This window comes from Phyllobacterium lublinensis (assembly GCF_020164435.1).
Lineage (GTDB): Bacteria > Pseudomonadota > Alphaproteobacteria > Rhizobiales > Rhizobiaceae > Phyllobacterium > Phyllobacterium lublinensis.
This window is the reverse complement of record NZ_JAIUDQ010000005.1, coordinates 150,063-164,201: the sequence shown is the minus strand read 5'-3', so window position 1 is coordinate 164,201 and position 14,139 is coordinate 150,063. Positions and strand designations below refer to the sequence as shown.

General features: G+C 57.7%; 12 protein-coding genes, 1 tRNA gene and 1 pseudogene. 11 read left to right on the top strand and 3 right to left on the bottom strand.

Features of this window, described 5'->3' with window-relative positions; all coding sequences use genetic code 11:
- Nucleotides 1–53: 53 nt before the first annotated feature.
- Nucleotides 54–1,745: an aspartate-alanine antiporter gene (gene aspT / locus K9U38_RS08780; RefSeq protein ID WP_224493965.1), complete on the bottom strand. Its 1,692-nt coding sequence runs from the start codon at nucleotides 1,743–1,745 to the stop codon at nucleotides 54–56.
- A 401-nt stretch (nucleotides 1,746–2,146) separates the two neighbouring features.
- Here aspT and K9U38_RS08775 point away from each other — a divergent pair, with 401 nt between their 5' ends.
- A complete protein-coding gene (locus K9U38_RS08775; RefSeq protein ID WP_224493964.1) occupies nucleotides 2,147–3,760 on the top strand; it encodes a bifunctional aspartate transaminase/aspartate 4-decarboxylase in 1,614 nt (537 codons plus the stop codon).
- 252 nt (nucleotides 3,761–4,012) lie between these two features.
- Here the strand turns inward: K9U38_RS08775 and K9U38_RS08770 are convergent.
- Nucleotides 4,013–4,102, bottom strand: a tRNA-Ser gene (locus tag K9U38_RS08770).
- A gap of 326 nt (nucleotides 4,103–4,428) precedes the next feature.
- Between K9U38_RS08770 and K9U38_RS08765 the strand changes: the two genes are divergently transcribed.
- The 10 genes and pseudogenes from K9U38_RS08765 (at nucleotide 4,429) to K9U38_RS08720 (ending at nucleotide 13,256) form a co-directional block, all read left to right on the top strand.
- Nucleotides 4,429–5,745 (top strand): septal ring lytic transglycosylase RlpA family protein, encoded by a 1,317-nt coding sequence (locus tag K9U38_RS08765; RefSeq protein ID WP_224493963.1) that lies wholly within the window; start codon nucleotides 4,429–4,431, stop codon nucleotides 5,743–5,745.
- The gene (locus K9U38_RS08760) at nucleotides 5,714–6,943 is read left to right on the top strand and encodes a D-alanyl-D-alanine carboxypeptidase family protein (RefSeq protein WP_255607070.1); all 1,230 of its coding nucleotides are present in this window, start codon (nucleotides 5,714–5,716) and stop codon (nucleotides 6,941–6,943) included. The genes K9U38_RS08765 and K9U38_RS08760 overlap by 32 nt, the downstream gene beginning before the upstream one ends.
- A 198-nt stretch (nucleotides 6,944–7,141) precedes the next feature.
- Nucleotides 7,142–7,813, top strand: a complete 672-nt coding sequence (gene tmk, locus K9U38_RS08755) for a dTMP kinase (RefSeq protein ID WP_224493962.1) — start codon at nucleotides 7,142–7,144, stop codon at nucleotides 7,811–7,813.
- The gene (locus tag K9U38_RS08750; RefSeq protein ID WP_224493961.1) at nucleotides 7,810–8,853 is read left to right on the top strand and encodes a DNA polymerase III subunit delta'; all 1,044 of its coding nucleotides are present in this window, start codon (nucleotides 7,810–7,812) and stop codon (nucleotides 8,851–8,853) included. Before tmk ends, K9U38_RS08750 begins: the two co-directional genes overlap by 4 nt.
- 61 nt (nucleotides 8,854–8,914) lie before the next feature.
- A complete protein-coding gene (locus K9U38_RS08745; RefSeq protein ID WP_224493960.1) occupies nucleotides 8,915–9,142 on the top strand; it encodes a type II toxin-antitoxin system Phd/YefM family antitoxin in 228 nt (75 codons plus the stop codon).
- A gap of 3 nt (nucleotides 9,143–9,145) precedes the next feature.
- Entirely contained in the window at nucleotides 9,146–9,529 is a 384-nt protein-coding gene (locus tag K9U38_RS08740; RefSeq protein ID WP_224493959.1) for a type II toxin-antitoxin system VapC family toxin, read from the top strand.
- Between the two features lie 85 nt (nucleotides 9,530–9,614).
- Nucleotides 9,615–11,180: pseudogene (gene metG / locus K9U38_RS08735) on the top strand (methionine--tRNA ligase); the annotation flags it as partial.
- Nucleotides 11,181–11,186: 6 nt separating this feature from the next.
- Entirely contained in the window at nucleotides 11,187–11,987 is an 801-nt protein-coding gene (locus K9U38_RS08730) for a TatD family hydrolase (protein WP_224493958.1), read from the top strand.
- On the top strand, nucleotides 11,980–12,789 hold the full coding sequence (locus tag K9U38_RS08725; RefSeq protein WP_224493957.1) for an MBL fold metallo-hydrolase: 810 nt from the start codon (nucleotides 11,980–11,982) through the stop codon (nucleotides 12,787–12,789). Before K9U38_RS08730 ends, K9U38_RS08725 begins: the two co-directional genes overlap by 8 nt.
- Nucleotides 12,786–13,256, top strand: coding sequence for a YbaK/EbsC family protein (locus tag K9U38_RS08720; protein WP_224493956.1), 471 nt, complete (start codon nucleotides 12,786–12,788; stop codon nucleotides 13,254–13,256). Before K9U38_RS08725 ends, K9U38_RS08720 begins: the two co-directional genes overlap by 4 nt.
- 140 nt (nucleotides 13,257–13,396) lie before the next feature.
- Here the strand turns inward: K9U38_RS08720 and K9U38_RS08715 are convergent, their stop codons facing one another.
- On the bottom strand, nucleotides 13,397–13,984 hold the full coding sequence (locus K9U38_RS08715; RefSeq protein WP_255607068.1) for a TetR/AcrR family transcriptional regulator: 588 nt from the start codon (nucleotides 13,982–13,984) through the stop codon (nucleotides 13,397–13,399).
- Between the last annotated feature and the right edge of the window lie 155 nt (nucleotides 13,985–14,139).

Here is a 14,139-nt window from a genome sequence, read left to right as displayed (position 1 = left end):
TCCAGGTCGATGTTAAATCGCCGACGAGCTTCGTCGGCGAGTCGGCTTCACACTCACGACATCAGCAACACAAGGACCATGCCCCAGACCGTCAGTAAGGTATTACCCACCGCATAGGTCACCGTGTAGCCAAGCCCGGGAATCTGGCTCTTTGCCCGGTCATTGATCATGCCAAGGGATGCTGTCGTCGTGCGGGCACCAGAGCAGCATCCCAACAGGATCGCGGGGTGAAAGCGGAACACATATTTTCCGACATACATCGCCAGTATCAACGGAACAGTCGTGGCAAAAATGCCCCAGAGGAACAGGCTGAAGCCCAGTTGCTGCAGACCGGCGATAAAGCCCGGGCCGGAGGAAATGCCGACTACCGCGATAAAGATGTTCAGGCCGACGGAATTCATGAACCATACGGTGGATGACGGTATCCGTCCAAAGGTCGGATGGACCGAACGGAGCCAGCCGAACACGAGACCGGAAATGAGCGCGCCGCCGGACGTGGACAGCGTCAGCGGTATATCGCCGACCTTGTAGACAAATGCCCCGACCAATGCGCCGATCGCAATCGCAGCCCCGATGAAGGCCACGTCGGCGATATCGCTGGGGCGGTCGGCAACGCCAAGCGCCTTCGCGGCGGCGGAGGTGTCCTGCGTACGGCCCACCAAAGTCAATATGTCGCCCCGGTGTATCTTCGTGTTGGGCAGGATCGGGATGTCCGTGGCTGTCGCGCCACGAACGATCCTGCGCAGGAAAACCCCGCGCGAGGACGGCATCTGCGCGAGTTCCGCCAGGGTTTTGCCATCGGCGTGCTTGCTGGTGACCAGCACGTCCACGCCTTCGACGGGCACTGCCAGGAGTTCGCGATCATCGACCTCTTCGGCGGCAGCGCCGATCAGACTGACCAGAACTTCGCGGCGCCCGGCGACGGCCACGATATCACCCGCCTGGATTACGGTGTCTTCGGTCGCATCGAGGACCTTGCCACCCCGCCGCACACGTTCGACAAACACCCGCTGCTCGGGGATCAGCGCCTCGGCCTGCCGCGCCGTGAGACCAACAACTCGCCCGCCATCCTTCACGCGGAACGCACGCAATTCGTAATTGTGCCAGGCTGTGCCAGCACCGCCGAGTTCCTTCTTGCCCCCGTGCTCCTCCTCGTAACGCTTGCATTCGGCTTCGAGGTCGATGCCCAGCAATGCGGGGCCCAGCAAGGCCAGAACGATCGCCGAGCCAACTGTGCCGAATATGTAGGTGACGGCATAGGCAACCGGCATGGCATCGAGAAGCCGTTTGGTTTCCTCCGGCGCCAGGCCAAGGCGATTGATTGCGTCGGTCGCCAGACCCATCGAAGCGGAAATCGTTTGCGAACCGGCGTAGAGTCCCGCCGCCGATCCGATATCATAGCCTGCTACCTTGGCGGCAATGAGAGGAGCGCCGAGACAGAACACGCAAACCACTGCGGCAAACAGCGCCTGCGGCACACCATCCTTGGCGATGCCGCGGACAAACTGTGGACCCACGCCATAGCCGACAGCGAACAGGAACATGAGAAAGACGGTGGCTTTGAGCGGAGGGGAAATGGTGATGCCAAGCTGGCCAATGATGACGGCGGCGATAAGAGTTGCCGTTACGGCTCCGAGGCCGAGGCCCTTATATGTAAAAGACCCGAAGTAGTAGCCGAGCGCCAGCGAAAGAAAGATAGCGATCTCGGGATAGCTGCGAAGTGTGTTTGCGAACCAGTCGACCATGATGCCCCCAACATCCGAACGATATGTGGCGACCCGGCAATTTGCGGGTAGCGCAATCGTTCTCCCCAAATACCCTACTGTATTGACAAGTCTACACGGTCGTGTACACGATTCCAAGCGGAAGTATTGGGAGCGAATGGTAAATATCTATCTACGGATGTTACTGGGTAAAGCCGAATTTTTGCTGCGTTGGGACTGCCTGCATGCTTTTGGGACGGAATGACTACAGTCTTTCCGCTGTTGGATTCTTGTTGTTCTTCAGAATGGATAGTGGTGCCAATACTGTCTGCGCGATGTCCTTGTGATTCTCGCCTCTGAGCCTGGCCCCGACCCACACTGAATCAAGAGAGATCCGCACCGTATGATCTAGTGCGAATGTTAACAGGGTGGGAGGAATCGCCATGTCCAAGATCGACTACCGCGACTACGAGAAGATGAGCCCGTTCGAGATCAAGGATGCATTGATCAAGCTAGCCAAACGGAGTTCCCAGAAGTCCACCCAAGTCCTGCTCAATGCGGGACGCGGCAATCCAAACTGGATCGCGACAAGGCCACGCGAAGGCTTCTTCCTGTTCGGACAGTTCGCCCTGTCAGAATCCCGCCGTACGATGGACAATCCAACGGCCGGTGTCGCCGGAATGCCGCAACAAAAAGACATCGCCGAAAGGTTCAAGGTCTGGCTCGACAAGCACGCCGACATGGAAGGCGCGGATTTCCTGTCCAAGATGGTCGATCACGCAGTGACAGCGTTCGGGTTTGATCCCGACGCGTTCGTTTTCGAACTTGCCGATTCGATCATCGGCGACAACTATCCCGTACCCGACCGTATGCTGGTTCATGCCGAACAGGTCGCACATCGGTACCTGATGTGGGCAATGTGCGGCGACAAGGTTCCGCCCGGCAAATTCGACCTCTATGCAGTGGAAGGCGGCACCGCCGCCATGTGCTATATATTCAAGTCACTGATCGCCAATCGCATCCTGAAGAAGGGCGATACGATCGCACTCGGCACGCCGATCTTCACACCTTATATCGAGATTGCAGAGCTTGAGGACTATGCCTTCAAGGCTGTCCATATCAAGGCGAAGCAGGAGCAAAGGTTCCAATATTCCGACGAGGAGATCAAGAAGCTTGAGGATCCGAAGATCAAGGCATTCTTCGTCGTTAACCCAGGCAATCCGACATCGATGGCGATCGACTCCTCTTCACTGAAGAAAATCGTTGATCTTGTGAAGAAAAAGCGGCCAGACCTGCTGCTGCTCACTGACGATGTCTATGGCACCTTCGTGCCGGGCTTCCGCTCCCTGATGGCCGAACTGCCGGAAAACACCATCGGCGTCTACTCCTACTCGAAATATTTCGGGTGCACGGGCTGGCGACTGGGCGTAATTGCAATTCATGAGAAGAACATCCTCGACGAGATGCTCGGCAAGCTTCCGGCCAAGGACCTCGAAGCGCTGGACAAGCGCTATATCTCCATCACGCTTGAACCGCGCAAACTCAAGATGATAGATCGGCTTGTTGCTGATAGCCGTGACGTCGCGCTCAATCATACCGCAGGTCTGTCGCTACCCCAGCAGGTGATGATGACCATGTTCTCCATAAGCGAGTTGATGGACACCGAAAAGCTGTATCAGAAGGCTTGCATGGATATCTGCCACAGCCGCGTGGACAGCCTGCTTGAGGGCTTGCCGCTTGACGTCCAGCCGAATCCGAACTTTGCCTACTATTACGGTACCATCGATTTCGAGTTCTGGCTTCGCCGGTATATCGGCGAAGACATGGTGAAGTGGCTGAAGAAGAACGTTCATCCCCTCGACCTCGTGTTCAAGCTTGCTGAGGACCATGCGATCGTGCTCCTCAACGGCGGCGGATTCGATGCGCCCAACTGGAGCGTAAGGGTCTCCTTCGCCAACCTTACCGACGACGTCTACGACGATATTGGCAGGGCGGTTCGTGCGGTCGGCCGCAGTTATGTCGATGCATTCAATGCGTCGAAGAAGAAGGGTAAATAGCCGCATCCCGAAGCCCGACATCTGGCCGCGGGGGTTCGCACTATCGCAGGAGCACTGGAAGCCGTCCTGGCGGTTGCCAGTGCTCGCGCTATTGCATCGAATCGGCCAGTGGCGAGGTCGATTCTTATGCCGATAAACCTGACGCTTCGTGCTGAAGCGATTGCCCGGGAGGATTTGTTGGCCAGTTTGGCTCTACGGGCAAATTCTCAAGACAATCCCAGACGCCGAGTGCAACTTCTAAGGTGAAAATTGTGGCGGAAGAGGTGAGATTCGAACTCACGGTACGGTTCCCCGCACGACGGTTTTCAAGACCGTTGCCTTAAACCACTCGGCCACTCTTCCGGCGGAGCGTTCTATGCGTGATTGCTCTGTTCATTTCAAGCACTTTTGCACCGGGTGGAAAACTATGGCCGCTTTTTGCCGTTTATGCGACGAACCAACATAAAAAGTGATGCCGCGAGGGCTGATACTGCAGGTATGGCCGATTAGGGCCGATAAACGGGGGTGGCCGCCATATGTTGTTAAGCTGCTATCAATCAATCCATGCCAATAGTGGGGGCGGTGCTGCACCAAGGACGGGTATTGGGGTTGCGCCTCTCTTCTGATCTGTTATCGATACATCGAATGTAAAATTACTGGGGACGGCCAACAACGGCCGGTGGTTTGCATTGTCAAAAGCCAACGCTTATCGAGTTGTGGGGTTGGTCGCCATAGGCGCCCTGGTAGCAGCTTGTGGCTCAGCCCCGGTAAAAGTCGCCAAGCGCACCCACGGCAAGGAATATTTCGCAGAATCCGAATATGGCGTGAAGGCAAGCCCGCGCGTTGTTGCTGACCTTCGCCACATTCCCCGAGGCGGCGGACGCAACCAGATCGGACGGCCCTACCAGGTCGCCGGCAAGTGGTATTACCCCAAGGAAGAACCCGGTTATGTACGCAAGGGCAGGGCATCGTGGTACGGCTCCGCCTTCCACGGTCGTCTGACTGCCAATGGCGAGATATATGATACGACGCGCCTGACCGCAGCACACCCGACAATGCCTTTGCCGAGCTATGCCCGCGTGACCAATCTCGTTAATGGCAGTTCGGTGATCGTGCGCGTCAATGATCGCGGACCCTATCACAGCAACCGCGTCATCGACCTTTCGCAAAAGGCCGCCACGATGCTCGACTACCAGCACACGGGAACGGCCGATGTGAAGGTCGAGTATGTCGGGCGCGCCCCGCTTGAAGGCAGTGACGACCGTTTTCTCATGGCATCCTATCGTGGTCCTGGCGCAGCCGATCCCTGGGGCCAGCCCGCGTCAGGTGTCATGATCGCGATGAATGGCGCGACGCCGACACGGCGTGCTCCCGTTGCCATTCCCGGCATGACACAGCCACAGCCCGCCGGTATCCAGGTGGCGAGCCTTGGCAACCAGCCAGTGTCGTTGGACGACCAGGCCGCTCGTCTCGCCGCTCCGCAACCGATACAGGCGGCAGCACCGATGGAAGACCTCGGACTTTCATTCAATCTTGATATCGTGCCGGTTCTGCCGCTCATCGGACCCTATGTCGATGAGAAGCCGACAATCCTTATCGGCTCGCTCAAGCCCAACAGGGCAGCGCCAGCGTCATCCCTCGTCAGTTCCTATGCCAGCGAGCGCGTTGCCAATGCCAATACGACGCTGCAGGCAGCGAACGGCCTCCTGTCACCCGAGGCTGTTTCCACTTCGTGGAAAGACATGAACAAGCTCCGCAACGGCATCCAGCCGACGGCGGAATATGTCGATGTCGGCCTTTTTGCCGACAAGGCGGAAGCCGCGCGCGTGATGAAGGCACTATCGCCGCTGGGCACCGTCGAGCTTTCGAACGTCGCAAGTCCCGACGGTCCGCGCATCGGCCTTATCGCCCGCGCCACCACCGGCAAGAAGACCGACGACCTGCTCCAGGCCGCATGGAATGCCGGAGCCGGTGATGCATTTGTCGTTCGCGATGACGGTAACTGATTTCCATCGCCTCATCCAATCGTCCATCAGGCCGTTTCGTATCCTCGTACTTGGCGCGGCGCTGACACTCGCCTCTGTGACGACTGCAGGCGCGCAGGCCGCACTCTTCGAAACAAAGGCCAAGCAGGCCTTGATGGTCGAGGACAAGACCGGCACGATTCTCTACGCAAAAGCGCCGGACACGCTGATCGAGCCGGCAGCGCTGGCCAAGCTGATGACCATGGAAGTCGTCTTTCACCTACTGAAGACCGGCAAGATCACGCCCGAGACACAGTATACGGTCAGCGAAAACGCCTGGCGCACAGGCGGTGCGCCGTCTGGTGGCTCGACCATGTTCGCCAAGCTGAAATCGTCGCTTAGCGTTGCCGACCTTATCCAGGGTGTGATCGTACAGTCGGCCAATGATGGCTGTATCATCCTGGCGGAGGGCATTGCGGGATCCGAACCGAAATTTGCGGAGATGATGAACGCCCGGGCCAAAGAAATCGGCCTGAAGAATGCAACCTTCGTCAACTCAACCGGGTTGCCCGACCCGCACCAACGGATTTCACTCACCGACCTCGTGGCCCTGGCACGCCATATCAAGTCCGCGTATCCGGATTATTACCGCACCTATGCGCAGGACAGTTTCACCTGGAACAATATTTTCCAGCGCAACCGCAATCCGCTGCTGCGGCTCGACATCGGCGCGGATGGCATGGGTACCGGTTATACTGAAAAATCCGGCTATGGCATCGTTGGCGCAGCGGAGAGGAGCGGACGACGCTACATCGTCGCGCTGAGCGGACTTGCCAGCGACAAGGAACGCGCCGAGGAAGCCAAGCGCATCTTCGAGTGGGCCTATCAGGCGTTTGAGGAAATGGACATCTTCGCCGAGGGGGAAGCCATAGGCGAGGCGAGTGTTTTCGGTGGAGTAAAGTCGGGCGTTGCGCTGAAGGCGCACGAAAAGGTGAGCCTGCTTGTGCCAGTCGCCAACCGCGATCGTCTGCGGGCCCACGTGGTCTATCGCGGCCCCCTGGTAGCGCCATTGCAGGCGGACCAGGAAGTCGGCACGTTGCGCATCTGGATTGGGGATGCATTGGCGCAGGAGACACCCGTCTACACGGCAGAGGCAGTGGAGAGCGGGGGGCTGAAGAAGCGCTCGTTCGACGCAGTTTTCGAACTGGCAACTGGCTGGATGAGACGCCTTAATTTTTAAATTCTTGGCAATTCCCTTTGAATCTCAGTAGACGTGATTGCAGGCGCGTGGTTCGACAAGTTCACCATCAGGGAAGCCGGGCGCTCGCAAGACAGGAGCTGCAGCATCTTTGCTTTTGTATCTAGCAACTTCCCTCCCTCATGGTGAACTTGTCGAACCACGCACGACCATAGTGCCAGCAGAGAAGAAACCGTAAGCGTGCAAGGACTGTTCATCACGTTCGAAGGAGGCGAGGGCGCCGGCAAATCCACGCAGATAGCGCGGCTTGCGGAGCATTTGCGCGCACAGGGCCACGACGTACTGGTGACGCGCGAGCCGGGCGGCTCGCCGGGCGCCGAAGCAGTCCGCCATGTCATCCTGAGCGGCGCCGCCGAGCCTTTCGGACCGGCCATGGAGGCCCTGTTGTTCGCGGCTGCACGCAATGATCATGTCGAACAGGTGATGCGTCCCGCGCTTCGTTCTGGCCGCATGGTACTCTGCGACCGCTATATCGATTCCAGCCGGGTTTACCAGGGCGTGACGGGGAACCTTGATCCAGACCTTATGCGCGCCATCGAGCGATCAGCAATCAACGGCCTCATGCCGGATCTGACCATCATCCTGGACCTGCCTGCAGAGGTCGGATTGCAACGCGCCAATGCGCGTCGAGGGGAAGGAACCGCCGACCGGTTCGAGAAGGAAACCATCGACATGCATCACAGGCGGCGCGACGCCTATCTCGCCATTGCCAAGGCGGAGCCAGACCGGTGCAGCGTGATCGCCGCTGACCGGCCTGCGGGCGAGATTGCCCGGGAAATAGCTGCTCTGGTCGACAAGCTCAAGGTGGAGCGCAGAGCAATCGCGCAGCAGCCCGCCGAGGTGGCCAGATGAGCGATGCGGTTCTTGACGTACCAGCAACCCATGACACGATAGACGGCATTCCTGCTCCGTCCGCCAATCCGCAGATTTTTGGGCATGCCGGGATACGGGCATTCCTTGCCCAGGCCTACCAGTCGGGGCATATGCATCACGCGTTGCTCCTCGAGGGACCGCAAGGCATTGGCAAGGCCACGCTCGCATTCCACCTTGCCGGGCACATGCTGAAATATCCGGCAGAGCGTGATGCGCCGCTAACGCTGGCGCAGCCGGATTACCGGGTTGCGCCCTACCGGCAGATAGCAACGGGGACGCACCTTGCCCTGCTGCACATCACGCGGCCGGTTGATGCCAAGACGGGAAAATTCAAGACTGGAATAACAGTCGACGAGATAAGGCGCGTCACGCATTTTCTCAATCGTACCGCACATGATGGGTCATGGCGGGTCGTGATTATCGATCCGGCCGATGACATGAATCGTAATGCTGCCAATGCTTTGCTTAAAACTCTTGAAGAACCGCCGCAACGAACACTCTTCATTCTGATCTCCCATTCATCAGGGCGATTGCTCCCGACCATCCGCTCCCGGTGCCAGTCGATCCGTTTCGAGCCACTCGGGCAACAGGATCTCCTTGCTGCGCTGTCTGCCATAAATCTCGACGCCGGAAATGCGGATGCGCTGATCTCCCATGCCGCGGGCAGTGTACGCAGGGCAGCACTGCTGTTGGCATTCGGCGGACTTGAAATCTCTGAAACGGTCGATGCCATTCTTGGCAAACCGGTATTCGATGTGCCAAAGGCGCATGCCCTTGCGACTGCCCTGGCCGGGCGCGACGCTGAAATCCAGTACGAACTCTTCCTCGAGGATCTGTTGACCCGTCTCGCTGCACGAGCGCGCCTCACCGCGGAACAGGGCAACGTTTCCGGGGCCAGCCGTTGGTCCGGGCTCTGGAACGATATGCAGAATGAGGCGAGGGAAGCCGCGGCATTCAATCTCGACCGCAAACAGACGGTCCTGATCTTCCTTGAGCGCGTGCATCGAGCATTTGCTTGACCAACTTGACCAAGCGCAATTTATGTTGTAGGTTTGGTCAAGTTGGTCAAGGACTAATTCGATGGAAAAAGTCAACCTGTACGATGCTAAAACCAATCTTTCCAATCTGGTGGATCGCGCTGCCGCGGGGGAAGAAGTCATAATTGCCAAGAACGGCGTTCCGCTTGCGAAATTGGGACCGCTACCGAAACGAGACGCGCCACGCAAACCCGCCAATGCCCTTCAGGTCACGTATATTGCCGATGACTTTGATGCCGTCGACGCAGAAATTGAAGCCCTGTTCGGATAGCCGATGGACCTCCTGTTGGACACACACGTCGTTCTCTGGTGGGATAGTGGCGCGAGCGAGCTCGGAACAGCAGCGCGCGCGGCGATTGCAGAACCACGAAACCGTATCTATGTGAGCGCGGCCTCCATCTGGGAGATTGCCATCAAGAGTACAAAGGGAAAGCTGCAGTTTGCGGGCGCGCCGAGTGCCTCAATTGACAGAAACGGGTTCTTGCCACTTCCAATCGCGCCTGCCCACGCAGAGTTTGCGGGGATGCTCGAATGGGCTCATCCGGACCCTTTCGATCGAATGCTTATCGCACAAGCACAGTTCGAAAAGATGATTCTTGTGCACGCAGACCGTGTGATCGAGACTTACAAGGCGGTGCCGCAGCTTTGGGCGCGTTGAGCGCGGCTAACAGCGCCGCGGCTATGGCAATCGGACCGCACATGGGTTATGTCAGCCAGACGTTTTCTCCCAAAGATACAAAGACAAAATCAGGTCACGTATGAGCCGCGAAACATTCTACATCACAACCGCCATTTCATATCCGAACGGAAGCCCGCACATCGGCCATGCCTATGAGGTAATCGCGACGGACGCGATTGCGCGCTTCAACCGGCATGACGGCAAGGATGTCCTTTTCCTGAGCGGGACCGACGAACATGGCATCAAGATGCTGCAGACGGCGCGCAAGGAAGGCATTTCACCGCGTGAGCTCGCAGACAGAAATGCCAAGCTTTTCCGTGACATGGGGCATCTTTTGAATGCTTCTTATGATGATTTCATACGCACGACGGAAGAGCGCCACTACAAGGCTTCGCAGGCAATCTGGCAGAAGATGGTCGATGCCGGCGATATCTACAAAGGTGGTTACGCGGGATGGTACTCCGTCCGCGACGAGGCCTATTACCAGGAGGAGGAGACCGAAGTGCGCGCCGACAACGTGCGCTATGGTCCGCAGGGCACGCCCGTCGAGTGGCTGGAGGAGGAGAGCTATTTCTTCCGCCTGTCTGCCTACCAGGACCGCCTGCTCAAGCTTTATGCGGATAATCCGGGTTTCATCGGCCCCGATGAACGGCGCAATGAGGTTGTGTCCTTCGTCAAATCCGGGCTGAAGGATCTGTCGGTCTCGCGCACTACCTTCGACTGGGGCATTCCTGTTCCCGGCGACGAAAAGCATGTCATGTATGTCTGGGTCGATGCCTTGACCAATTACATCACCGCAGCCGGCTATCCTGATGAAAACGCTGAACGCTGGCGCTATTGGCCGGCCGATGTGCACATCATAGGCAAGGATATCATCCGCTTCCATGCGGTCTATTGGCCAGCCTTCCTGCTTTCGGCCGGTATCGAACTGCCCAGGCGCGTATATGGTCATGGCTTCGTGTTCAACCGCGGTGAAAAGATGTCAAAATCCGTTGGCAACGTCATCGATCCGGTTTCACTGGTCGAGCATTACGGGCTGGATCAGCTGCGCTATTTCCTGCTGCGCGAAATCCCGTTCGGCCAGGACGGCAATTACAGCCACGAAGCCATCGTCAATCGCACGAATGCAGACCTTGCAAATGATCTCGGCAATCTGGCGCAGCGTTCATTGTCGATGATTGCGAAGAACTGCGATGCCAAGGTTCCGCAGCCGGGCGCATTTACCGAAGCCGACAAGGCGATCCTCGGCCAGGCAACGCAGGCGCTGGAAACTGCACGCAAGGCTGTTGGAACACAGGCGCTGCACCTGGCGCTGGCCGCCATTTTTGGCGTTGTAGCCGAGGCCAACCGCTATTTCGCTTCACAGGAACCATGGGCGCTGAAAAAGACCGATCCGGCACGCATGGAGACGGTTCTCTATGTGACGGCGGAAGTCATCCGGCGTATCGGCATACTTTGCCAACCGTTCATTCCGGGCTCGGCGGCGAAACTGCTCGACATTCTGGCTGTACCGGCCAACAAACGCGATTTTTCAGATCTTGCCGATGGTGGCGAACTCCGGCCAGGCACCGATCTGCCAGCGCCGCAGGCGGTGTTTCCGCGCTACGTCGAAGCAGACAAAGAAGCCTGATATCCGATGCTTGTCGACAGTCACTGCCATCTGGACTTTGCGGATTTTGCCGAAGAACGTGATGCCATCGTCCAGCGGGCGCTCGATCATGGCATTGGACGGCAGGTGACGATATGTACACGCGTCAAGCGGTTTGCAGAAATCATCAAGATCGCCGAAGCGTATGACAGCGTCTATGCCTCGGTTGGAACGCACCCCAACAATGCACACGAAGAACTCGACGTAACTGCCGACGATCTGATCCGGCTTGCGGCACACCCGAAGGTGGTTGCGATAGGCGAGGCCGGACTTGACTATCACTACGACTACGCGCCGCCAGCCGCCCAGCAGCATGGTTTTCGCACCCACATTGCCGCTTCCCGTGCCACGGGCCTGCCGTTGGTGATCCACGCGCGAAACGCCGATGAAGACATCATCTCGATCCTTAAGGAAGAAACGGGGAAGGGGACCTTCCCTTTCATCCTGCACTGTTTCTCCTCAGGAGCCGAACTCGCACGCGTCGGCGTTGAACTCGGTGGCTATGTCTCTTTCTCCGGTATTCTCACATTCAAGAACTCGCCGGAAATAAGGGAAATTGCCCGCAACGTACCGCGCGACCGGCTTCTGGTCGAAACCGATGCGCCCTATCTTGCGCCGGTGCCCCATCGCGGCAAGCGCAACGAACCAAGCTTCGTCCAGCATACTGCAGCGGTTCTGGCGGAGACCATCGGCGTAAGCGCAGAAGACATCGCTGCCCTCACAACCGACAATGTGTTCCGCCTGTTCACGAAAATGCCAAGACCGGCCACAGGAACCGGAAATGCCTGACCGCCTGCGCTTCACAATCCTTGGATGCGGTTCGTCTCCAGGCGTGCCACGCATCAATGGCGACTGGGGCAACTGCGATCCAGCCAATCCGAAGAATCGCAGACGGCGGGCATCCATGCTCGTGGAACGCATTGCGGAAGCGGGCGGCGTCACCACTGTGATCATCGATACGGGTCCGGACTTTCGATCGCAAATGATCGATTTTGGTTCGGGCAGGCTTGATGCGGTGATCTACACGCATGCACACGCGGATCACATCCACGGGTTGGATGACTTGCGGACATTCGTCATCGATCGGCGTGATCTGGTGGATATCTACGCCGACGCAGTGACGCAGAGGCGCCTCTATGAAGGTTTTCGCTACTGCTTTGAAACGCCAGAGGGCTCGAGTTATCCGCCCATCCTGCGGCCGCACGAAATCGTCCACCACGAGCCCTTTGATATTGAAGGTCCGGGGGGATCAATAGGTTTCGTACCTTTGCCGCAGGTACATGGCGACATCCTGTCCCTCGGATTCCGGATCGCAAACGTAGCCTATTGTTCCGATGTCAGCGCGTTTCCAGACACCACGGCAGCCCAATTGTTCGAGCTCGATACGTTGATCATCGACGCCCTGCAATACAGGCCTCATCCAAGTCATTTTTCTCTCGAAGAATCAATGGAATGGGTAGCAAAGTTAAAGCCGCGTCGAGCAATTTTGACCCATATGCATATTCCTTTGGATTATGGAACTGTCCTGCGCGAAACGCCTGACAATGTCGAACCAGCCTTTGATGGCTTGGCGTTCGAGGTTGAATTATGAGCAAGAGTGTCGAGCGCGTTCGTCAGGCTGCAGAGGCTGCGGGGCTCCATATCGAAATTCGCCAGATGGCCGATTCGACGCATACTGCCGAGGACGCCGCCATCCAGTGTGGCGTGACCGTCGAGCAGATCGTCAAATCCCTGATTTTTCAGGGCGCCGATACGGACAAGCTCTACCTGTTTCTGGTTTCAGGACCACGGAAGCTCGATCTTGAAAAAGCCGCACAGCTGACCGGCGAGAAACTGCATCGTGCCGATCCAAAACACATCCGCAAGGAAACCGGCTTTGCGATTGGCGGCGTTTCACCGCTGGGACATCTGATCGACATCAAAGCCTATGCGGATGAAAGCCTCATGCAATTCGATATTGTCTGGGCGGCCGCCGGCGGCACGAACTTCGTTTTCCCGAGTGAACCAAAGGTTCTGGCAAAGGCGGCAAAGGCCGAGATCGCCGATATTACCAGCTGAACTGGGCGTTTCGGGCATAGGGTTCAGTTCCATAATCTATCTTATGCAACTTCGCTATATGGGTCCGCGGGTTCCAGTTTGAAGTGGGATAATGATGTCTCCTGTCGCCTGGCCGTTCACATTCCGCCCTGGCACCAAAGTCAGATTGGGTTCTTCAGAAATCCGGTCGCCAAGGATTGGAAAGCGCCGATTGCCTTCGGCAAAACCTCTTGCGGATTGCTACTGGCAGCGATCCACAGCGCAGCGTTGAGTGCAGCCCCGTTGAGAAGCCGCGCAGCAGCTTCCGGATCGACTGGCTTGAAAACGCCATCCGAGATGAGCCGGTCCACTGTTCGCGTCGTAGCCTGCAGGCAGCTGCTTTGGCTCGGCCATTGCGACGGATCGCCAAGAACCGCTGGCCCATCGAGCAGAACGATGCGCTGTACCTCCGGATCGAGCGCCATTTCGATATAGGCCGCGCCCTCAGCCAGCAGGCCCAGCCAATCGTCATTTGCCTTCGCCCCGATTGCCTGCGCCCGCGCTGCCATTTCGGAATCGATTTGATCCACAACCGCGGCAAGAAGCCCGCGCTTGTCACCAAAATTATGGTAGAGCGCGCCCCGCGTCAGGCCGGCGGCAGCCGTGAATTCGTCCATCGAAGCGGCCGCATATCCCTTGTCGGCAAACGCCTTGCGCGCTGCCGCGATCAACTTGGCGCGGTTCTGCTCCATCATCTGCAGACGTTTCATGGCAATTCCTATAGGACCGTTGACATACACGGCGTATATGAATTTGACATACGCACTGTATATGATATTTACATACGTGACGTATATCAGAATGTACGGCTATTTGTGAAGAGCATCCAAAGCCCGCGCTTCGGCGCTTCGGATGCAATACGAAG